Below are 20,970 nucleotides of genomic sequence, written 5' to 3'. Positions count from 1 at the left end.
AAATATCGAAATGCCTGTTTACAGCATCGAACCGAAAAGTGTGAAGCGCTTTTCAGAAAATCCGGTGTCTGAACAAAAGCATAGGGAAAGTTGCGGCTTGCGCGATAGGCATCAGAGCCAGAACAGCAGCAATTCCTTGAGCGCCCCGGCTGCATTCTGGGTCAACGTGCCCTTGCCGACTGCTGTTCTCGTGTAAAGCGGCACTTCCCGCAACAGCCTTTCGCCCGAAAAAACCTTGAGTGTTCCGACATTCGCACCAGTGTCGAGCGGTGCATTGAGCGGCCAGCGATAGACGATCCGCCCGGAAATACGCTCGGGATTATTGACCGGTACCAGCACGCTGACATCTTCCCGGGGCGACAGGTCTATATGCGAGACATCGCCACCGTAGACGCTGACTGAACCGACGGCTTCGTCCTTTGCAAAAAGATGGCGTTTTTCGAAGGCCGTCAGCCCCCAGTCAACCACCCGGCGTGCTTCGTCCTGCCGCGTCTTGTCGTCAGCGATGCCGCCAAGCGCCAGATAGACCCGGCGCCCTTCCCGCTCTGCCGAAACGACTGCTGCGAAACCGCTGCCTTCCGCAAAACCAAGCCCGAGACCGTCTATGCCGTTACCCAGCAGTGAGTTCTTGTTACGCTGGAAAATCCGGTTCCATTCGAAATCCGGCTTGGTGAAAAGCCCATAGCGATCGGGATAGGTATCGCGCAGATGCTGGGCGAGAAGCACCATATCCTTCGCGGTCGTCTGGTTGCCCGGATCGGGAAGACCCGTCGAATTGGCAAAGACACTGCGGTTCATGCCGAGTTCGCCGGCTCTCACCGTCATGCGCTTGGCGAAAGCGGAGTCGGACCCTGCCATGCCTTCGGCGACAATGATGCAGCCATCATTGGCGTTCTGCACGATAATTCCCGTCAGAAGATCGTTGACGCTGACGGAAGATTTCAGCGCTGCGAACATGGTCGAGGTCCGCGACGGCGCGCCACCCGTGCGCCAGGCATATTCAGAAACCGGATAAGCTGTCTCGGGCGTTACCTGCCCTTTGGCCAGCGCATCCAGCATCACCTCCACAGTCATCAGCTTGGCAAGCGAAGCGGGCGGAAAGGATTGATTTTCATTCTGGGAAAGCAGCACCGTGCCGGTTTCGGCATCGATCATATAGGCCTGTTCGGCCTTGGCGATGAAAGGTGCTGTTTGCGTTTGCGCTTGCGCCGGACCGTTACCGAAAAACGCAAATGCGAGCGCTGCCGCGACCGGGAGAAAAGAACGATGAATGGCCTTGTGCATGAAACCGCCCAGCTTTCCCTGCCGCAACCCGCCGCTCGCGACGAAAACGCAAGTCAGCCATAAACTCTTCAACCCGTCAGCGCGTCTTCGCCTGCTGACGCTTCACATGGGCAAGTATGGAATCCTCGTTGAGCGCTCCGCGATCGACGAGCACGCTGTCGAACGCACGTGAGGTTCTCGAAACCGCAGAGGATTCCTCGGAATAAGCCGCTGCATATTTGGACGACGGCGTTGGCACGCGCAGATAGTTGCCGCCAGGTGCTGCCGGCTCACGCGTAAAATTGCCTTCCGGGCGTTCCGCCAGGAACGGACCGATTTCCGGCAGGATTGCAAATTGTTCGAAAGCCGGTGCGGGGCCGTTGACCAGCGGCATGGCCTGGAGCGCTGCATTCTTTTTGGTACCAACCAGCGCCGTCTGCGTCGAAGCACCGTAATTCGGGTTTGATGTCGGGGCCGGCACGAAATTCGGCGAAGCCGAAGCCACCATGACACCAGTCGCGATCTGCCCTTCCGGCGCAACACCCGGAGAACGAGAGCCCTTCGGAACATAGGACGCCATCAGATAAGGCATGTCGTGCCCATCAAGCGGCGCACGGCCTGCATATTGCACCCGCACATTCGCCGTTCCAGTGCCCTTCATGTCGAGAAGATCTGCGGTCTTGCTGGAAACGTCGATCAGGCGACCTTCATGGAAGGGGCCGCGATCGTTGACGCGCACCAGAACCGATGCACCGTTTTCCATATTGGTAATGCGCGCATAGCTCGGCAGGGGAAATGTCGGATGCGCAGCGGAAAGATGTTCCTTGTCATAGACCTCGCCATTTGCCGTCAGGCGGCCGTGGAAGGCGGAACCATACCAGGAGGCAAGACCGGTCTTGTTGTAACCCGGCTCTTCCTTCGGAAAATAACGTCGGCCCTTGACGGTATAGGCATTGCCGAGAAGCTCACGCCCGCCGCCCTTGGGAATGTTCTGGCCGTCGGCCACGCGCGGGCTGGCTTTGACGCCATATTCCGATTCGGAGAAATATTCCTTGCTGCGCTTCTGCTTCGGTTTGGTCTCAGAGGTGGTGGAACACGAGGCTGTCGCGGCGCAAAGCACGGAAATTGCAAGCCACTTCACGCCCGATCTGGCGTTGATGCCGAGTTTCTTGACCGTAGATTTCAAATCGTCTGCCCCACGCTGCTTGCAGGCTCGAAGAACCGCACCCTCATTTGCCTCGATGCATGCCCCTGCCATCGAAGCACCTAACAGTCGCTTAATCTTGTGCATAACGTGGCAAAAATGCGAACGACTTCTGCAAATTCGATAAAATTGTAATGAACGTGGTTAACGATTTATGTCTTTTCCGCAGCACGGGAAGCCTGATGCGCCTGTAAACGCGCCGTCTCGAGATGTCTCCTGCTCAAGGAACAAACGAAGCCCGACCGCGTTTTCTCCTCGCAAACACACGAGCTTCCGCCGGTTTTCGGCTGAGTGAGGGAACATGATCAAATCAATAAAAACCGCCGGCCTGGCACTCGGCATCGCGCTGGTGTCCATTGCCGCCCCTATTCACGCAAGTGCGCAGGACATGGAGCTGCGGATCGGCCCCGACGGCGTTCGCCCGGTTATACGTGATCGCGACCGCGACATGGACCGACGAGGACCTCCGCGCATGCGTGGCTGCGGCGAACGCGAAGCCCGCGCCGCCGCCCGCGAGGCAGGCCTGCGCGACCCCGAAATCGTGCGCGTCACACCCGGTCGCGTCGTCGTCCAGGGCTTCACCCGCCGAGGACCGGAGCGCATCACATTCGCGAATGAACGCGGCTGTCCTGAACTCTAATACATTAATCAACGGAACCCGCCGACAGGCGGGTTTCTTCATTTCGGTGATACAAGAAATTTCCAAGCTAAAGTACACCGCGTGGCTAACGCTGCCGGTTCTGTTGATTTCAAACTGTCTGTTTGGAATTTTATGGCAGATGGGGTGGGATTCGAACCCACGGTACGCTCTCACGCACGCCGGTTTTCAAGACCGGTTCCTTAAACCACTCGGACACCCATCCATCGGTGGTGAGGCTTTATAGCGTTTTGAAAAAGGCCGTCAATCCCGATGGCGCACGCGCGCACAGCCTCTTCGCATCCATCAGCACCTCATTGTCCTTGTGTCGTTGCAGGCGGCAGCAGAGACCCCTCGCCCGAAGGAAGTGCCGGACTTTGCTGAGGCGAGTGGAATAGCGCCAGACTTAGCACGATTGCCACAAGCACCAATAAAAGCGCCACGAAGAAGATTCCGGATTTATCCATGCGTCTGCTCATGTCCCGTTATGTTAGGCGCGAATATGTGCAATTCGAGGCAATCGAAGAATAAAACGATCTCCTGTCAAGTTGCCTGACAGATTTGGATGTTTGATATTCCTAAATTCTTCCTGCTTGAGCAAATTTTATGCGTCGGCGTACTGTTTGGGACGGAAGTGGCCTATCGCGTCAGTAATATTGTCATTTATATAGCCGCATCGCTCCCGGGCATTGCCCAACTTTCCCCGAGCGATCAACCTGCCCCGCCCGTTTGCGGGGCTTTTTTCTTTTATACTACCGAAAAACTGCGACCGGCGGATAAAGACTGGGGTGCGTTACCTGCTTTATGGTTTAGACACCGATGCTCGGTCCGCCATCGCCGTGCCGAAAACCGCCCCGGAAAATATCCTCGAAAAGGTTCAGCAGCGCCGGCGGTAACGTGTCGGAAAACTCCATAATGATCTCGTTGGCGCGATTGTAGGAATAGATGGCGCAAAGCGTCAGCACCAGCAGCACGATCCACGGCCAGATTGGCTTGCGCCTAGGCGGCGCCCCATTGGGTTGTTGCGGTACAGTCATCCCGGTACCTTCCGTTCAGGCCTTGACGCGCGGCTCGCCTCCCGGCGCATAGGCGGTTTTTTGCAGGAAACGGAATATGTTACCGCACTGACCGCAGCGGATCATGAATTCCGTTGGATCGACCGAGGCACGCTCGGTGCGGAATCCACGCGGCATTTCATCAACGCGAAAATCAAGGTTACGGCGGTCTTTCTCATCCGATTCCGACACCTCGGCAAAACCCTGATGACCGCATTTGGAACATTCGAGTTTCCGGGAATATCTGTCGCGCGCTGCCATATGCCGTCCTTTGCTTGCACCCTATCAGGTAGCAGCGGCAAAACAGCATTTCAATGGCGATCGCCGCAGGTTAAAGCTTTGCCCGTCTGTTTTCAGTGTGGAAAACGCGTCCAGTGGCAAGAACAAGTTGGAAGCTCATGCACAACGAAGCCCCCCTGCTTTCATCCTCCCTGATACGGCGCGCCGTCATCATTGCCGTCATTATTATATGCTTTGTTGCTGCCCTTAATATCGGCGTTAAATGGTACGGCGAGCGGATCCTTCAGGCGGGCCACACGACAGCAACCGACGCGGTGGAGATCACAATCGGCAATGACCGGCTGAAACTTGCGAAAAACACGCTGCGTGTACCTTCCGACCGCCATGATGGAGAGCGAGAGCGGGCCGATCTTTATCTCACCTGGCCGGATCTCAAGGGATATGAAGACTCCAATCGCGCTGTTTTCGATGATCCGGCGCAGGCAGCAGGGCTTATTTTCATCCAGCTATCGCAAAGCACGATGTCTGAGGACATGTCCGGCCGTTTCGGGCCGATCTATGCCCGGTTGACGGAAGGAGAGCCTGTGCCGCTGAAACACGGCCTCACACTGCACCGCCTGCGTGCCGACGCAGGTTACGGCAAGGAAGTCATATTGACCGGGCAGCGAGAGGGCGAAAGTGACTATGTCGTGCGCTGCCTTCTGCCGCAAACCCAGCAGGCGTCGACGGGCAGCGACTGCCAGAGGGATATCCACGCCGGCCAGGACCTCAGCCTGTTCTACCGATTCTCCGCAACCTTGCTGCCACAATGGAAAGAACTCGACGCAGGTGTGAAACGCTACATCGAGCAGCGCCTCGTAAAAGACTGAAATCCGTGAAAAGGCGTGAGACAGATTGCGCCCGAAAAGTCGCATTTTATGGAGCGTGGATACCTTTCATAAACCACTTGGTAACGCCATCCCGATAAAGTTTCTTCCCGGAGCACTCGGGCGGGGCGCGTCCGAGCGGAACAGAAATATGCGATTGAAGAGTTCAGCAGTGTTGAAAAGTCTATTTGGGGCAGATTCGCGCAAAGCGGGTGCGACGTCTTTGGTAAGGTTCGTTGCGTTGACCCTTGCTGCGGCGTTCATAACCGCAACATCCGTTGGCACCGCACAGGCGGACCCGAAATATGCGGGCATCGTCATTGATGCCAAGACCGGCAAGGTTCTCTATGGCGAAGATCCGGATGGCCTGCGCTATCCTGCCTCGCTGACGAAGATGATGACGCTTTATCTTACGTTCGAGGCGCTTAATTCCGGACGCATTTCGCTCGATTCCAAGGTGCCGGTTTCGGCCAACGCCGCCAAGGAGCCTCCTTCCAAGCTCGGCGTGCGCGCCGGTGGCAGCATCACGGTCGAGCAGGCAATTCTTGCGCTCGTCACCCGTTCCGCTAACGACATGGCCACCGCACTCGGTGAATATATCGGCGGCTCCGAAGACCGTTTTGCCAGAATGATGACCGCCAAGGCCCGTGCGCTCGGCATGACGCGCACGACCTATCGTAACGCCAACGGTTTGCCAAACACGGCGCAGATGACGACGGCGCGTGACCAGGCCCGCCTTGGCATCGCCCTTCGCCAGCATTTCCCGCAATATTACGGCTACTTCTCCACGCGCACCTTCAATTTCGGCAAGCAGGTCATCGGCAACCACAATCGTCTCGTGGGAACCGTGCGCGGCGTAGATGGCATCAAGACCGGTTATACCCGTGCTGCCGGAAGCAATCTTGCAACATCGGCACAGCTAGACGGTCGCTCCATCGTCGCCGTCGTTCTTGGCGGCCGCTCGAGCGCTGCCCGTGACGCCACCATGCGCAAGCTTGTTGCGACCTACCTGCCGCAGGCCTCCCGCAGCGGCAACAGCAACCTGATTGCGCAGACGAGATCGGCACCTGTCGAAGAGCCAGTCGCTGTGGCTGTTGCTGCTCCACCTGTGGCAGTCGCGGCTCCGTCCGCAGCTGTCGCTGCGACAGATTCCGGCCTGCCGCATGCCGGCCCCGTACCGCAGACCCGTTACGAGGACGCGCCGGTTACTGCCTTTGCAGGCTCCTCTTCAAATGCGGCCATAAAGGCCATGGAAGCCGCCACCTGGCAGAAGGGCAAGGATCCTATTTCTCAGGTAGCCGTCGCGCCTGACCGCAAGTTGATTACCAACTCGACCAAGGTGGACAATATCGTCACCGCGTCCACGCCAGCATCTGTACCCTCCACCCCTTCCGTTTCGGCAAAGGCTGAAGCTCCGCAGGGCGGCTGGGTGATCCAGATTGGCGCATCGCCGGATGAAAACTCGGCACGTGGCCTGTTGCAGAATGCGCAGGAAAAAGGCGGCGCCGCCCTTCGGTCCGCAAAACCCTTCACGGTGGCCTTCAGCAGAGAAGGCTCCCAGGTATACCGCGCCCGCTTCGGCGGCTTCGACGGCCAGGCCGCCGCGGTAAATGCATGCAATGCATTGAAAAAGAAAGGCGTCAGCTGCTGGGCGTCACTCCAGTAATCGACGTTCGTGCAGGCGGTGTCTTATTTGTTGAAACATCGCCTGTCTCCTCGAATTGTGTAATGTGTAGCGAGGCTTTCCAAGATGGCAGTTAACGAGAACTATTCGGACATTGCGTCTGGCAACGGGCAAGGCAGTCTGTCGGTTCTGCATCCCATTCACGAGGCGGCAATGCGCATTGCCGATCTCGGTCTTAACCGCTCCAAGGCAAAGACGCGTGATCTCGTCAGCCTGCTTCTGTCGCACGGCGCCCGCGCCTGGCGTGCCAATCAGCCGGAAGCAAATATCCACCTTCATGTCGGCCGCCGCTCCGGGCGTGCACCGGTCCATATCCGGATCCGCTGACAAACCGAACATAACCGGACGAGACAAAGAAAACCCCGCGGAGCCTGTGCACCGCGGGGTTTTTGTTGATTGACAATGAAGAAACGAGGCGACTTACGCCTCGCTCTCCGGTGCCTCTGGCGTATCCGGCAGAGTGTCTGCCACATCTTCGCCATTGCCGTTTTCCGCCTCTTCGTCGCCTTCAGGCTCGTTGATACGTTCCACGGAAACCACCTTCTCATCCTTGGCGGTGGAGAAGATCGTCACGCCCTTGGTGGCGCGGCTTGCGATACGGATGCCGTTTACCGGCACTCGGATCAGCTGGCCGCCATCGGAAACCAGCATGATCTGGTCGCCTTCGTCCACCGGGAAGGCCGCAACGAGTTCGCCGATTTCCGTCGTCTTCGAGGTATCGGTGGCGCGGATGCCCTTGCCGCCACGACCCGACGTGCGGAAGTCGTAAGACGAAGAACGCTTGCCGTAGCCTTTTTCAGAGACGGTCAGCACGAATTCTTCGCGTGCCTTCAGTTCCTGATAACGCTCTTCGCTGAGTTCGCCTTCTTCCGCGACTTCCTCACCAACCAGTGCGATATCTTCCTCATCGACCCCGGCGGCACGCCGCTCGGTGGCCGAACGCTTGAGGTAGGCCGCACGCTCCCACGGTTCAGCTTCCACATGGCCCACAATGGTCATGGAGATAATGCGGTCGCCATCGGCCATGTTGATGCCGCGCACGCCAACCGAGTTGCGGCCGGCGAAGACGCGGACATCGTCGACGGGGAAGCGGATGCACTGGCCGAGTGCCGTCGTCAGCAATACGTCATCCTGGTCGGTACAGGTCTCGACGGAGAGGATTTCATCACCCTCCTCCTCCAGCTTCATGGCTATCTTGCCGTTGCGGTTGACCTGCACGAAATCGCCGAGCTTGTTGCGGCGAACCGTGCCGCGCGTCGTCGAGAACATCACATCGAGCGTTTCCCAGGTCGTTTCGTCCTCGGGCAACGGCATGATGGTGGTGATGCGCTCGCCGGGTTCCAGCGGCAGCATGTTGATGAGGGCCTTGCCCTTCGACTGCGGCGTACCGATCGGAAGGCGCCAGACTTTTTCCTTGTACACGATGCCGCGCGAGGAGAAGAACAGCACCGGCGTATGGGTATTGGCGACAAAGAGACGGTTGACGAAATCTTCGTCGCGCGTCGCCATGCCGGAACGGCCCTTGCCGCCGCGACGCTGTGCCCGGTAGGTGGTCAGCGGCACGCGCTTGATGTAGCCGAGATGCGAAACGGTGACGACCATATCTTCGCGGGAGATGAGGTCTTCATCATCCATGTCAGGACCGCCTTCGACGATCTCGGACCGGCGTGGCGTGCCGAACTCGTCGCGGATGGCAATAAGCTCATCCTTGACGATCTGCATGATGCGCAGCCGTGAAGACAGGATTTCGAGATATTCGCTGATTTCCGCACCGATTTTGTTCAGCTCGTCGCCGATTTCGTCGCGGCCAAGCGCCGTCAGGCGGGCAAGGCGCAATTCGAGAATGGCGCGTGCCTGCTCTTCGGAGAGATTGTAGGTGCCGTCTTCATTGATGCGGTGGCGCGGATCGTCGATGAGACGGATCAGGCTTTCCACATCCTGCGCCGGCCAGCGCCGCGTCATCAGCTCCTCACGGGCCGAAGCCGGATCGGGAGCATGACGAATGACGCGGATGACTTCGTCGATATTGGCAACCGAGATCGCCAGACCGACCAACACATGCGCGCGGTCGCGCGCCTTGCGCAGCAGATACTTCGTGCGGCGGCTGACGACATCCTCACGGAAGGACACGAAGGCGCGCAGCATGTCCAGCAGCGTCATCTGTTCCGGCTTGCCGCCGTTCAGCGCTACCATGTTGCAGCCGAAGGAGGTCTGCAGCGGCGTGTAGCGATAGATCTGGTTCAGGATGACTTCGGCATTGGCGTCGCGCTTCAGCTCGACGACGACGCGATAACCCTGGCGGTCGGACTCGTCGCGCAGATCGGAAATACCCTCGATGCGCTTTTCCTTGACCAGTTCAGCCATCTTCTCGATCATCGTCGCCTTATTCACCTGATAGGGAACCTCGGTGATGATGATCTGCTCGCGGTCGCCGCGCATCGGCTCGATGGTCGCACGGCCACGCATGATGACCGATCCGCGACCCGTCTCATAGGCAGAGCGAATGCCGGAACGGCCCATGATGAGCGCGCCGGTCGGGAAGTCTGGGCCGGGAATGATCTGCATCAGTTCAAGCAGCTCGATCGCCGGATTGTCGATGAGGGCGATACAGCCGTCGATGACTTCGGAAAGATTGTGCGGCGGAATATTTGTCGCCATGCCGACGGCGATGCCGCCTGCCCCGTTGACCAGAAGGTTCGGGAATTTCGCGGGAATGACGACCGGCTCATGCAAGGTGCCGTCATAGTTGTCGCGGAAATCCACCGTTTCCTTGTCGAGATCGTCGAGAAGCGAATGCGCTGCCTTTTCGAGACGGCACTCCGTGTAACGTTCGGCCGCCGGCGGATCGCCGTCGATGGAGCCGAAGTTGCCCTGTCCGTCGATCAGCGGCAGGCGCAGAGACCAGTCCTGCGCCATGCGCGCCAGCGCATCGTAAATCGCCGCATTGCCGTGCGGATGGAATTTACCCATCACGTCACCGGTGACGCGGGCGCATTTGACGTATTTCTTGTTCCAGTCGATGCCGAGTTCGGACATGCCGTAAAGAATACGGCGATGAACCGGCTTCAGACCGTCACGGACATCGGGAAGCGCGCGGGAAACGATAACGCTCATGGCGTAATCGAGATAGGACCGCTGCATTTCCTCAATGATGGAAATCGGTTCAATGCCTGGCGGAAGTTTTCCGCCGCCGGGGGGGCTCTGGTCAGTCAAAACGGATCACATTCTCTGTTAAGAATCGGATGGATTTTTATAGCGGAAACAGCCACGTTAAGCCAATTTCCCGGCGAGTTTTGAACAGTCTTTTGCGTCATTTGCAAGACATACCCCGCTTTTCGCCATTTAGGTTGGCAAAAGCGACGCCGCTCCCTTTCAAAGCGAGTACGACTTGCGTACGCTCCGGCCTAAAAACAGAACAGGCGGGGAAAGAATGGCCAGCAGCGAAACGCTCATCAACGCGCTTACAACACTTTTGGTCACGCTCGATCCACCCGGTCTCGCGCCCGTATTTCTCGCACTCACGGTTGGAATGACGCGCGACCAGCGCGCCCAGGTGGCTCTGCGCGGTTCAATCATCGCCTTCGGCATTCTCGCCATCTTCGCCCTGTTCGGTCTCACCATCCTCAACCTTCTCGGCATTTCGCTGGGTGCCTTCCGCATCGCCGGTGGCCTGCTGCTGTTCTGGATTTCCTTCGAGATGATTTTTGAGAAACGCCAGGAGCGCAAGGAAAAGACCTCGGAGATCGCCATCACCAAGGACCATCTGCACAATCTGGCGGTCTTTCCGCTCGCCTTGCCGTTGATCGCCGGGCCTGGCGCCATTTCCGCGACCGTGCTCCTGGCGGGAACGATGAAGACGACGCTCGAAATGGTCGTGCTTATTCTCATCCTCGCCTTCGCCATGGCCCTCGTCTACGCCACCCTGATCGTCTCGGAACGCATGGACCGTTTTCTCGGCAATACCGGCCGCGCGATCCTGACAAGGCTGCTCGGCGTCCTTCTTGCCGCGCTTTCCGTGCAGTTCGTAGTGGACGGCATAAAATCGGCCTTCGCATTCTGACGACCATCGGTTCACAACAAAATGCCGCAACCGGCCGGATTTGCGAAAAATCCGCCCTTTGAATCCGGCTCCTGCCTCGGTTAAAAGACGCGCATCTTTTTTCCGCATCAGAAAGCTCTCTCCATGCGATCCACGCTGCGCCGCCTCATCCCGGATGCCGCTCCCGTCAGTAACCGGGAAAGGCTGCGCGCTGCGGCGGGCGCCTTCGTCGGCATTTCGCTGACGGGACTTCTGGGCAGCCTTGCTTTCCGCCTAGACCCTACCCTGCCAGCCATGATCGCGCCGATGGGCGCCTCGGCGGTGCTTTTATTCGCCGTGCCATCCAGCCCCCTTGCGCAGCCCTGGTCGATCCTCTGCGGCAACATCGTGTCGGCTTTCGTGGGCGTGACGGTGGCTTTACTCGTTCCGGATATTTTTCTTGCCAGCGCGCTTGCCATAAGCCTTGCCATTGCTGCCATGATGGCGCTGCGCTGCCTGCACCCGCCAAGCGGCGCGGTGGCGCTGACGGCCGTTCTCGGCGGTCCCGCCGTGCATAGTCTCGGCTATGGATTTATTCTCTGGCCGGTCGCCGGAAACTCGCTCATCCTTCTCATCCTCGCGCTCGTTTGTAACAATGCCACCGGCCGCGCCTATCCGCACGGCCTGAGGTTGGGAAAGGCCAGCCACGGCACGGCAGACCCGACGCCGATACAGAAAATCGGCTTTTCCTCAGCCGATCTGGACGAGGTGCTGAAGGAATATGACGAGGTTCTCGATATTGATCGCGATGTGCTGGAGATGATTTTGCGCAAGACGGAATTGCGCTCTTGGCGCCGCCGCGCCCTCCACCTCGATTGCGCCAGCGTCATGTCGCGCGATGTGGTCGGCGTCGCCCCGGATGATAGCCTGCGCCACGCCCATTCACTGATGCGCAACCACCATTTCAAGGCTCTGCCCGTGACCAACGACAGGGCCGAAATCGTCGGCATCGTCACTCAGACGGATTTTCTTGAAAAGGCTAGCTGGAGAAACGGCCGCCCTTCCATCGGTTTCCTGCAGCGCCTGCGCCTTATCCTCTCAGGCGAAAGCGCACCTAACGATACCGTCAAGGATATCATGACATCGCCTGTTAGAACCGTGCAGCCGGAAACGGCGATCGAGGAAGCAATCATCCGCTTTGCGGAGGAAGGCCTGCATTACCTGCCGGTGATCGACGCCAACGGCAAGATGGTGGGTATTCTTTCGCAGTCCGATGTCATGGTTGCGATGCTGGCGGACAAAGCCGCGGCGTAGGTCGTCGCGACCTTGAAGCGGGCAACCGTTTTCGACCGGCCCCCGCCCCGTCAATCAGGGTCCCGATCAGAACGGGATATCGTCGTCCATGTCACTGGAGAAGCCGCCGGAAGGCTGGCTGCCGCCACGAGAGGCACCGCCGCGGGCCGCCGGCTGCTGGTCGTAACCGCCACCGTAGTTACCGCCGCCGCTGCCATAATCTCCACCGCCGATGTCGCCACCGCTGCGGCTGCCGCCGCCACCTTCGCCGCGACCGTCGAGCATCGTCAGCGTGGAGTTGAAGCCCTGCAGTACCACTTCAGTGGAGTAACGGTCGTTACCGGTCTGGTCCTGCCACTTGCGCGTCTGCAGCTGGCCTTCAATATAGAGCTTGGCGCCCTTTTTCACATATTGTTCGACAACCTTGCACAGGCCTTCGTTGAAAACGACGACCGTGTGCCATTCAGTCTTTTCCTTGCGCTCGCCGCTGTTGCGGTCCCGCCACGTCTCCGAGGTGGCGATACGCAGATTGGCGATCGGACGGCCGTCCTGCGTCCGGCGAATTTCGGGATCGGCGCCAACGTTCCCAATCAGAATTACCTTGTTTACGCTACCAGCCATCTCGTCATCCTGTCCGCCAGCCATCGTGACCGGCAATTGCATTTCAAAAAATCCCGCACACAATAACCATCGCCGCCCGCAAAGGGCACCGCAACGGGGAACAATCCACAGCGAATAATCCCGACTTTCTCAGAGAGTATATTCGCACTTGCAATTTGTTCCTTTTTTGTTCTATTAAATCACTAAATTCGAGTCAAGTGAGCCGAAAAGCCATCGATCGATAGGGAATAAACCTCGACACGTCCGGTTGCGTCACTACATAAGGACGCGCCGCCATCAGGCCTGTTAATTTTGTCCGAGCTTTATCATGAGTGAACTGAAGACGATTTCCATCCGTGGTGCCCGTGAGCATAACCTCAAGGGTATCGATCTGGATCTACCGCGCAATAAGCTGATCGTCATGACCGGGCTCTCCGGCTCGGGCAAGTCGTCGCTTGCCTTCGACACAATCTATGCCGAGGGCCAGCGCCGTTATGTCGAGAGCCTCTCGGCCTATGCGCGCCAGTTCCTCGAAATGATGCAGAAGCCGGATGTAGACCGCATCGAGGGTCTTTCTCCAGCGATTTCCATCGAGCAGAAAACCACCTCGAAGAACCCGCGCTCCACGGTCGGCACGGTCACGGAAATCTACGACTATATGCGCCTGCTGTTTGCGCGTGTCGGCGTGCCATACTCGCCGGCGACGGGCCTGCCGATCGAGAGCCAGACGGTCAGCCAGATGGTCGACCGTATCCTTGCCTTCGAGGAAGGCACGCGCCTTTATATTCTCGCGCCGATCGTGCGCGGCCGCAAAGGCGAATATAAAAAGGAACTCGCCGAGCTGATGAAGAAGGGCTTCCAGCGCGTCAAGGTGGATGGCCAGTTTTACGAGATCGCTGACGTTCCCGTCCTCGACAAGAAGTACAAACACGATATCGATGTGGTGGTGGACCGCGCCGTCGTGCGCCCGGATATGGCAGCACGCCTTGCCGACAGTCTCGAGACCTGCCTCAAGCTTGCCGACGGGTTGGCAGTGGCCGAATTTGCCGACAAGCCCCTGCCGCCGGAAGAAACCTCGGCTGGCGGCTCCGCAAACAAATCGCTCAATGAGACCCACGAGCGTATGCTGTTTTCGGAAAAATTCGCCTGCCCGGTCTCCGGCTTCACAATCCCGGAAATCGAGCCCCGGCTTTTCTCCTTCAACAATCCCTTCGGCGCCTGCCCCACCTGTGATGGTCTCGGCTCGCAGCAGAAGGTGGACGAAAACCTGATCGTGCCCGAACCTGCACGCACCCTGCGGGATGGCGCGATCGCCCCCTGGGCCAAATCGTCTTCCCCCTATTACAACCAGACGCTGGAGGCGCTGGGCAAGGCCTTCGGTTTCAAGCTGTCGAGCAAATGGACGGACCTTTCGAAAGAGGCGCAGCACGCCATTCTCCAGGGCACTGACGACAAGATCGAGTTCAACTATCAGGACGGCGCGCGCTCCTACAAGACGGTGAAGAATTTCGAAGGCATCGTTCCCAATCTGGAGCGTCGCTGGAAAGAGACCGACAGCGCCTGGGCGCGCGAGGAAATCGAGCGTTATATGTCGGCGGCCCCCTGCCCGGACTGCGCCGGCTATCGCCTGAAGCCGGAAGCGCTCGCCGTCAAGATCAACAGGATGCACATCGGCGAAGTCACCCAGATGTCGATCCGTATGGCACGCGACTGGTTCGAGACGCTGCCGGAAAATCTGAACGCCAAACAGAACGAGATCGCGGTTCGCATTCTCAAGGAAATCCGCGAACGTCTGCGATTCCTCAACGATGTCGGGCTGGATTATCTCAGCCTGTCACGCAATTCCGGCACGCTTTCCGGCGGAGAAAGCCAGCGCATCCGGCTTGCTTCGCAGATCGGCTCCGGCCTCACCGGCGTTCTCTATGTTCTGGATGAGCCGTCCATCGGCCTGCATCAGCGTGACAATGCCCGCCTGCTCGATACGCTGAAACATCTGCGTGATATCGGCAATACGGTGATTGTGGTCGAACACGACGAGGATGCCATTCTGACGGCGGATTACGTTGTCGATATCGGCCCCGCCGCCGGCATTCACGGCGGTCAGGTGATCGCCGAAGGCACGCCACAGGAGGTCATGGCCAATCCGAAATCGCTGACCGGCAAATATCTATCCGGCGAACTTGGCGTCGCCGTGCCGGCAGAACGCCGCAAGCCGAAAAAGGGCCGCGAAATCAAGGTTTTTGGCGCACGCGGCAACAACCTGAAGAATGTTACTGCGGCCGTTCCCCTTGGCGTTTTCACCGCTGTTACCGGCGTGTCGGGTGGTGGCAAATCCACCTTCCTGATCGAGACGCTCTATAAGTCGGCAGCACGCCGCGTGATGGGCGCGCGCGAAATTCCGGCCGAGCATGACCGCATCGATGGTTTCGAATTCATCGACAAGGTGATCGATATCGACCAGTCGCCAATCGGCCGCACGCCACGATCAAACCCCGCCACCTACACCGGCGCATTTACGCCGATCCGTGACTGGTTCGCCGGTCTGCCGGAGGCGAAGGCGCGCGGTTATGCACCTGGCCGTTTCTCCTTCAACGTCAAGGGCGGACGCTGCGAAGCCTGCCAGGGCGACGGCGTCATCAAGATCGAGATGCACTTCCTGCCGGATGTCTATGTCACCTGCGACGTCTGCCACGGCAAGCGTTATAATCGCGAGACGCTGGACGTGACCTTCAAGGGCAAGTCCATTGCAGACGTGCTTGATATGACGGTGGAAGAAGGCGTTGAATTCTTCGCCGCCGTTCCGGCCGTGCGTGACAAGCTGCAAGCGCTGTTCGATGTCGGCCTTGGTTACATCAAGGTCGGCCAGCAGGCCAATACGCTCTCCGGCGGCGAGGCGCAGCGCGTCAAGCTCGCCAAGGAACTGTCGAAACGCTCCACCGGCCGCACGCTCTACATTCTCGATGAGCCGACGACGGGTCTCCATTTCCACGACGTCAACAAGCTTCTGGAAATGCTGCAGGCGCTCGTGGATCAGGGCAATTCCGTCGTGGTAATCGAGCACAATCTCGAAGTCATCAAGACGGCCGACTGGATCATCGATATTGGCCCAGAAGGCGGCACGGGCGGCGGCGAAGTGGTGGCAACCGGAACGCCGGAAGACATCGTCAAGAACGAGCGCTCCTATACCGGCCATTTCCTGAAGGAACTTCTGGAACGGCGGCCAGCCGGAAAACGCGAGGCTGCGGAGTAATCCGCACCTTTCGCAGCAAGGGTACGTAAGGCCGATAGCCCGAGGAGGAACAGTATATGTCGACATCAGGCACGATCCGCACCGGTATCGGCGGCTGGACTTTCGAGCCGTGGGAAGGCACGTTTTATCCGGAAAAACTGCCGAAGAAACGCCAGCTGGAACATGCCAGCCGGCAATTGACGGCGATCGAGGTGAACGGCACCTATTATAGCAGCCAGAAACCCGAGACCTTCGCCAAATGGGCGGCGGACGTGCCTGAGGATTTCGTTTTCTCCCTGAAGGCAAGCCGCTTCGTCACCAACCGCAAGGTCCTGGCCGAGGCGGGTGAATCCATGACGAAGTTCCTGACACAGGGGCTGACGGAGCTCGGCCACCATCTCGGCCCGATTCTCTGGCAATTCGCGCCGACTAAAAAATTCGACGCCGAGGATTTCGGGGCGTTTCTGGCATTGCTGCCCGAAAAACAGGACGGCATCAGCCTTCACCACGTGGTCGAAGTGCGAAACCCGACATTTCAGGTGCCGGAATTCATCGATCTTCTCGCCAAACACAAGGTCGCGGTCGTCTGCGCCGACCATCACGATTATCCGATGCTGCCTGACGTAACTGCCGATTTCGTCTATTGCCGCCTGCAAAAGGGCGAAGACGATATCGAGACCTGTTATCCGAAGGCCGAGATTGACCATTGGGTAAAACGGGTCAAGACCTATGCGGCGGGCGGTGTTCCGGATGACCTGCCGCTGATCGCTCCCGATAGAAAAGTCGATAAGACCCCTCGCGATGTCTTCGCTTTCTTCATCACCGGCGGCAAGGTCAATGCACCAAACGGCGCACAGGTATTGCAGAAATTGGTCTGACTGGCTCAGCCAGCCATTTCTTTCGCCGGGTTGAAATCGACTGCCGCGAACGCCGCCTCGATCACCTCGGTTCCAGCGCCCGGCCGTGTGGCGTCGCTGGAAAGGATTTGCCGGAAACGGCGCGCGCCGGGCATGCCCTGAAACAGGCCGACCATGTGGCGGGTAACGTGGTTAAGGCGCCCGCCAGCGGCAATGTAGTCGGCGGCGTAGGCCATCATCGCATCACGCAGCCCCATCCAGTCAGCTTGCTGGGCCTCTTCGCCATAAATGCGATGGTCGACATCGGCAAGGATGGACGTATTGTGATAGGCCGCACGGCCAAGCATCACGCCGTCCATATGGTGCAGATGGAGGCTTGCCTGATCGAGATCGGAGATACCGCCGTTGATGCCGATGAAGATGTCAGGATTTTCCCGCTTCATGCGATAGACGAGATCATAATCGAGCGGCGGCACCTCACGGTTTTCCTTCGGCGAAAGCCCTTGCAACCAAGCCTTGCGCGCATGGATCCAGACCGCATCCGCGCCCGCCGCCACAACCCGCGAAAGAAAATCCGGCAGCACGGCTTCCGGCTCCTGATCGTCCACGCCGATGCGGCATTTGACCGTGACTGGCACCTTCGCAACGGCCTTCATCGCCGTCACGCATTGCGCGACAATCTCGGGTTCGCGCATCAGACATGCGCCGAAAGTGCCGGATTGCACCCGGTCCGAAGGACAGCCGACATTGAGGTTGATCTCGTCATAGCCATAATCGCTGGCGATCCGCACCGCCTCCGAAAGCTTTACCGGATCCGACCCACCGAGTTGCAGTGCAACCGGATGTTCCTGAGTATGATAGTTGAGCAACCTGTCGCGCTGGCCATGGATGATGGCGTCGGCAACGATCATTTCCGTATAAAGCAGCGCACGCTTCGACAATTGCCGGTGCAGAAATCTGCACCTCGTGTCCGTCCAATCGATCATCGGGGCCACGGCAAAGATGCGAGACCCTGATGTCACCGCTTTTTTATAGAAATTCAACTATTTACGCTCGCTTACTAGGGTAAAATTCTGTGATAGTTTTTCATTGAGCAGCACCAATGTTCATGACTGTCGGTCACTATCACGGCGAGAAGATAATAGACGTCTCGATTGATTATACCGCGCAGATCCTTTGAAAAAAAGGCGAGCGTGTAGTTTTTAACAAGGCGAAGAAATTCGACCACAACCCTAATGCTGAAGCACACACGGTTTCTCTAGACCGAAATCGATGAGGCTGGTGGGCTTGAACGGTTGAATTCGGATCGCTTATCGCTATCCGATGCGAGCGACCGCTAGGTCAAAAATTGTGGGCGATGCTGCCGCTCGTCACGAGCCTCAGCTCGTTCTGGGAACAATTCCCAAGGTCGCGCATTAGTGGTCGTAGACGGCACTAAACACGTACCAATACGCCAAGCAGCGCGGGCGTCGTCCAATTCTTAATGCAGATTACTTTTCGGGCTCATAGAGTCGGACCGAAGTTCGGTTCCGAAATGAGAAATTATATAATCGCCTGACCAGTATTCTCTGATCGACGTAATATTAATTTTTGTGGGGCGCGGATGAGTTTTGGTTCGAAATTTTTGAAAAGTTTGTTTCAAAGTTCTCGTGAGGGGGAGCTTGAAAAATCATGGCCGACTGATTTTTACTCAACTGTTCCACATCGCTATTCCGTAAATCTTCACAGGTACAAAAAGATAGAGGATCAGCTCGATCCCAAAGAATTGTCGAGCGGCTTTACTCACAATGAAGAGCATCATAAACGTGACATGAACCGCTTCTTCACGTTTTGCCTCATATATGATCAAATAAAAAAAGAAAATATATCGGGTGATATCGCTGAACTTGGAGTATATAAGGGAAACACTTCGTATATATTAGCGAATTTCGCAAGGGCGCTGGGGCGTACTGCATATCTGTTTGATACGTTCGAAGGCTTCGATCCGAAAGATATCCAGGGCATTGATTCATCGATCCCTTTGCAGTTTTCCGATACCAGTCTTGAAACGGTGCGGGAATTTGTAGGCGAGGACAATGTCGTCTACGTAAAAGGGTATTTTCCAGAGTCGGCTACGCAAATTCCGGACAACCTAACGTTTTCCGTCGTTCATCTTGATTGCGACCTTTACAATCCGATGATGAGTGCGCTGAACTATTTCTACCCAAGAATGGTCGAAGGTGGGTTTATCATTGTCCATGATTATTCGAGCTTGCACTGGGACGGCGCCGAGAATGCAGCTGACGAGTTCTTTTCAGACAAGCCTGAATGTTTGATACCATTAGCGGACAGCGGCGGCAGTGCGATAGTGCGAAAGGCACGGGCATCCTCCGATAAATTCAACAATTGGCGAATTAAGCGACTTCATGATTTGTCGGTAGGAGCCTGGGTTCCCCCCCGACTTTTAAAGACTTATTTGAAAGACGGATGGGCGGACGTTGAAGACTGGGGCGTCTGGGGCCTGGGCGAACGCCATACGATGTCCTTGATAATTCCATTCGTACCGGAAACGGCCATTAGACTAATATTTGATGTCGATGCTCTCTTACTTGGCAGACAGATAGAGCAGACTGTTGCCGTTCTGGTCGATGGTACCAATGTTGCCGAGTGGAAATTTACATCCAAAAATAAACGTGGCGATCGGGAATTGATCATTCCTTTACACTTGCTGCAAAGGGACCAGAATGATGAATCTCCCCCGACAATCTTCTTCGAATTTAGACCCGAGTTTTTTACATCTCCACATTCCCTGAAGCCATCTAGTGAGGATACGCGTCCACTTGGACTTGCGATTCACAAATTGAAGATAGAGGTTGAGTAGAGAAACTGGCCATTGCCCCATTTCGAGAAGGTCTCGGGTCTTTTTTGCCGCTGGCTTTTCTGACGGGGTACGCTACCGGCAAGCAATGATCAACGATTGAGTTTTCCGAGCGATCGTCTTGCAAACTCGCACATATATCAGGGCGGAGAACTCGGCCTCTGAACGATCGTCTGGTCGCTGGCGGTACCCACCTGCTCCTGCCGCAAAAGAAGATTAAGTTCGGTCGGCCAGCCGGGAATTCGTCTAACAAGGAGGTCGGGCGCGAATATGTGATTGTCTTTGTGTTTCGGCTACCAGGTAGTGACGGGAAGGGAACTAAGCCCGCAACTGCGCGTTGTCTAAATGGTAATCAACAAACCGGAGGAATCCCATGAAAACACTTGCGGACATTTTCGAGCACACATTGCAGGACGTCTACTACGCGGAGAACGCTATAACGAAAGCGTTGCCCAAAGTCGCGAAGGCAGCCAAAAGTGCCGAACTAAAGAAGGCCGCCGAGGATCACCTTGCAGAGACCAGGGATCAGATCAAGAAGCTTGACCAGGTCTTTAAATCCATTGGCAAGAAAGCCTCCGGGGAAAAGTGCGACGCCATTGAGGGCTTGATCAAGGAGGCCGAAGGTCTCATGGAGGAGGCAGAAGGAACTGCGCTCGACGCTGGCCTCTTGGCGGCCTGCCAGGCAGTCGAGCACTACGAGATCGCCCGCTATGGTTCGCTCCGCGAATGGGCGAAGGATCTCGGCCACGATGAAGCCCACAAAATTCTAAGCGAAATCCTCGACCAGGAGAAAGCAACCAACAACAAGCTGACTAACCTTGCGGTGACGGCCATCAATAAGACGTCCGCGGCCAAGAAAGCTGCGTAACTCGCGTTTGCGAAGGTCTCCCCAATTTGGGAGACCTTACTTTTATGAACACTTAAAACGCGAGCCCTACCCCTCCTTCAAGTCTCATCTTGAGCCCACCTTACTGCATCCTCGACGCGAGCCTACATTTCACAACTTGTTACCCCCGAATCGAGAGACCTGTAAGAGCTGCTATTTTCACTGACCAAATTCGATCATCGGGTGCCAAGGCTAAGATTTTTTCGCCGTTTGCAAGCGCTTGTCTGTACCGGAACTACCTCTTTACGGCTGCGGTCATTTTGAACTGGAAATCGCCCAGG

The 20,970-nt window shown here is 57.2% G+C and carries 17 protein-coding genes and 1 tRNA gene; 10 read left to right on the top strand and 8 right to left on the bottom strand.

Annotation, left to right across the window (positions count from 1 at the left end; genetic code table 11):
• Positions 1–111: 111 nt before the first annotated feature.
• Entirely contained in the window at positions 112–1,284 is a 1,173-nt protein-coding gene (locus J5276_RS07285; RefSeq protein WP_003515250.1) for a D-alanyl-D-alanine carboxypeptidase family protein, read from the bottom strand.
• 76 nt (positions 1,285–1,360) lie between these two features.
• A complete protein-coding gene (locus tag J5276_RS07280) occupies positions 1,361–2,449 on the bottom strand; it encodes a septal ring lytic transglycosylase RlpA family protein (protein WP_025593441.1) in 1,089 nt (362 codons plus the stop codon).
• Positions 2,450–2,768: 319 nt separating this feature from the next.
• Between J5276_RS07280 and J5276_RS07275 the strand changes: the two genes are divergently transcribed.
• The gene (locus J5276_RS07275) at positions 2,769–3,107 is read left to right on the top strand and encodes a hypothetical protein (RefSeq protein WP_003515252.1); all 339 of its coding nucleotides are present in this window, start codon (positions 2,769–2,771) and stop codon (positions 3,105–3,107) included.
• Between the two features lie 133 nt (positions 3,108–3,240).
• Here J5276_RS07275 and J5276_RS07270 read toward each other — a convergent pair.
• The 3 genes from J5276_RS07270 to J5276_RS07260 all read right to left on the bottom strand — a co-directional run bounded on the left by J5276_RS07270 (position 3,241) and on the right by J5276_RS07260 (position 4,420).
• Positions 3,241–3,330: transfer RNA gene (locus tag J5276_RS07270), tRNA-Ser, on the bottom strand.
• Between the two features lie 583 nt (positions 3,331–3,913).
• A complete protein-coding gene (locus tag J5276_RS07265; RefSeq protein WP_025593443.1) occupies positions 3,914–4,141 on the bottom strand; it encodes a hypothetical protein in 228 nt (75 codons plus the stop codon).
• A gap of 15 nt (positions 4,142–4,156) precedes the next feature.
• The gene (locus J5276_RS07260; protein WP_003515255.1) at positions 4,157–4,420 is read right to left on the bottom strand and encodes a hypothetical protein; all 264 of its coding nucleotides are present in this window, start codon (positions 4,418–4,420) and stop codon (positions 4,157–4,159) included.
• A 137-nt stretch (positions 4,421–4,557) separates the two neighbouring features.
• Between J5276_RS07260 and J5276_RS07255 the strand changes: the two genes are divergently transcribed.
• The 3 genes from J5276_RS07255 to J5276_RS07245 all read left to right on the top strand — a co-directional run bounded on the left by J5276_RS07255 (position 4,558) and on the right by J5276_RS07245 (position 7,276).
• The gene (locus J5276_RS07255) at positions 4,558–5,268 is read left to right on the top strand and encodes a hypothetical protein (protein ID WP_065658526.1); all 711 of its coding nucleotides are present in this window, start codon (positions 4,558–4,560) and stop codon (positions 5,266–5,268) included.
• A gap of 148 nt (positions 5,269–5,416) precedes the next feature.
• Complete coding sequence (locus J5276_RS07250) at positions 5,417–6,931, top strand: D-alanyl-D-alanine carboxypeptidase family protein (protein WP_112155036.1); 1,515 nt, start codon at positions 5,417–5,419, stop codon at positions 6,929–6,931.
• A gap of 84 nt (positions 6,932–7,015) precedes the next feature.
• Positions 7,016–7,276 carry a hypothetical protein gene (locus tag J5276_RS07245; RefSeq protein WP_003515258.1) on the top strand — a complete coding sequence of 87 codons (261 nt, stop codon included), beginning with the start codon at positions 7,016–7,018 and terminating at the stop codon, positions 7,274–7,276.
• Positions 7,277–7,369: 93 nt separating this feature from the next.
• Here the strand turns inward: J5276_RS07245 and gyrA are convergent, their stop codons facing one another.
• Positions 7,370–10,162 carry a DNA gyrase subunit A gene (gyrA, locus tag J5276_RS07240; protein WP_025593447.1) on the bottom strand — a complete coding sequence of 931 codons (2,793 nt, stop codon included), beginning with the start codon at positions 10,160–10,162 and terminating at the stop codon, positions 7,370–7,372.
• Between the two features lie 217 nt (positions 10,163–10,379).
• Here gyrA and J5276_RS07235 point away from each other — a divergent pair, with 217 nt between their 5' ends.
• Together J5276_RS07235 and J5276_RS07230 are read left to right on the top strand one after the other, a co-directional pair.
• Positions 10,380–11,009 (top strand): MarC family protein, encoded by a 630-nt coding sequence (locus J5276_RS07235; RefSeq protein ID WP_003515260.1) that lies wholly within the window; start codon positions 10,380–10,382, stop codon positions 11,007–11,009.
• 123 nt (positions 11,010–11,132) lie between these two features.
• Positions 11,133–12,281 (top strand): HPP family protein, encoded by a 1,149-nt coding sequence (locus J5276_RS07230; RefSeq protein ID WP_112155035.1) that lies wholly within the window; start codon positions 11,133–11,135, stop codon positions 12,279–12,281.
• 66 nt (positions 12,282–12,347) lie between these two features.
• On the opposite strand, the gene J5276_RS07225 is transcribed toward J5276_RS07230, so the two are convergent.
• Positions 12,348–12,923 (bottom strand): single-stranded DNA-binding protein, encoded by a 576-nt coding sequence (locus J5276_RS07225; RefSeq protein ID WP_003515262.1) that lies wholly within the window; start codon positions 12,921–12,923, stop codon positions 12,348–12,350.
• 265 nt (positions 12,924–13,188) lie between these two features.
• Here J5276_RS07225 and uvrA point away from each other — a divergent pair, with 265 nt between their 5' ends.
• Positions 13,189–16,110: an excinuclease ABC subunit UvrA gene (gene uvrA / locus J5276_RS07220; protein WP_111783058.1), complete on the top strand. Its 2,922-nt coding sequence runs from the start codon at positions 13,189–13,191 to the stop codon at positions 16,108–16,110.
• A gap of 56 nt (positions 16,111–16,166) precedes the next feature.
• Positions 16,167–16,967: a DUF72 domain-containing protein gene (locus J5276_RS07215; RefSeq protein ID WP_112155034.1), complete on the top strand. Its 801-nt coding sequence runs from the start codon at positions 16,167–16,169 to the stop codon at positions 16,965–16,967.
• Between the two features lie 5 nt (positions 16,968–16,972).
• Here the strand turns inward: J5276_RS07215 and dusA are convergent, their stop codons facing one another.
• Entirely contained in the window at positions 16,973–17,989 is a 1,017-nt protein-coding gene (gene dusA / locus J5276_RS07210; RefSeq protein ID WP_112155033.1) for a tRNA dihydrouridine(20/20a) synthase DusA, read from the bottom strand.
• 560 nt (positions 17,990–18,549) lie between these two features.
• Between dusA and J5276_RS07205 the strand changes: the two genes are divergently transcribed.
• Positions 18,550–19,806: a TylF/MycF/NovP-related O-methyltransferase gene (locus J5276_RS07205; protein WP_236761502.1), complete on the top strand. Its 1,257-nt coding sequence runs from the start codon at positions 18,550–18,552 to the stop codon at positions 19,804–19,806.
• Positions 19,807–20,176: 370 nt separating this feature from the next.
• The gene (locus J5276_RS07200) at positions 20,177–20,671 is read left to right on the top strand and encodes a ferritin-like domain-containing protein (RefSeq protein WP_003515270.1); all 495 of its coding nucleotides are present in this window, start codon (positions 20,177–20,179) and stop codon (positions 20,669–20,671) included.
• Positions 20,672–20,970 lie beyond the last annotated feature (299 nt).

This window comes from Agrobacterium sp. S7/73, assembly GCF_019355535.1.
Classification (GTDB): domain Bacteria; phylum Pseudomonadota; class Alphaproteobacteria; order Rhizobiales; family Rhizobiaceae; genus Agrobacterium; species Agrobacterium tumefaciens.
Note: the sequence above shows the minus strand (reverse complement) of the source record. Positions and strands in the feature narration are given on the sequence as shown.

Excerpts from the sequence above, each read along its gene's own strand:
- J5276_RS07265 (WP_025593443.1), bottom strand. The coding sequence starts at position 4,141 with ATGACTGTACCGCAACAACCCAATGGGGCGCCGCCTAGGCGCAAGCCA.
- J5276_RS07235 (WP_003515260.1), top strand. The coding sequence starts at position 10,380 with ATGGCCAGCAGCGAAACGCTCATCAACGCGCTTACAACACTTTTGGTC.
- J5276_RS07260 (WP_003515255.1), bottom strand. The coding sequence starts at position 4,420 with ATGGCAGCGCGCGACAGATATTCCCGGAAACTCGAATGTTCCAAATGC.
- uvrA (WP_111783058.1), top strand. The coding sequence starts at position 13,189 with ATGAGTGAACTGAAGACGATTTCCATCCGTGGTGCCCGTGAGCATAAC.
- J5276_RS07215 (WP_112155034.1), top strand. The coding sequence starts at position 16,167 with ATGTCGACATCAGGCACGATCCGCACCGGTATCGGCGGCTGGACTTTC.
- J5276_RS07200 (WP_003515270.1), top strand. The coding sequence starts at position 20,177 with ATGAAAACACTTGCGGACATTTTCGAGCACACATTGCAGGACGTCTAC.
- J5276_RS07275 (WP_003515252.1), top strand. The coding sequence starts at position 2,769 with ATGATCAAATCAATAAAAACCGCCGGCCTGGCACTCGGCATCGCGCTG.
- J5276_RS07205 (WP_236761502.1), top strand. The coding sequence starts at position 18,550 with ATGAGTTTTGGTTCGAAATTTTTGAAAAGTTTGTTTCAAAGTTCTCGT.
- J5276_RS07255 (WP_065658526.1), top strand. The coding sequence starts at position 4,558 with ATGCACAACGAAGCCCCCCTGCTTTCATCCTCCCTGATACGGCGCGCC.
- J5276_RS07285 (WP_003515250.1), bottom strand. The coding sequence starts at position 1,284 with ATGCACAAGGCCATTCATCGTTCTTTTCTCCCGGTCGCGGCAGCGCTC.
- J5276_RS07230 (WP_112155035.1), top strand. The coding sequence starts at position 11,133 with ATGCGATCCACGCTGCGCCGCCTCATCCCGGATGCCGCTCCCGTCAGT.
- J5276_RS07245 (WP_003515258.1), top strand. The coding sequence starts at position 7,016 with ATGGCAGTTAACGAGAACTATTCGGACATTGCGTCTGGCAACGGGCAA.
- J5276_RS07225 (WP_003515262.1), bottom strand. The coding sequence starts at position 12,923 with ATGCAATTGCCGGTCACGATGGCTGGCGGACAGGATGACGAGATGGCT.
- J5276_RS07250 (WP_112155036.1), top strand. The coding sequence starts at position 5,417 with ATGCGATTGAAGAGTTCAGCAGTGTTGAAAAGTCTATTTGGGGCAGAT.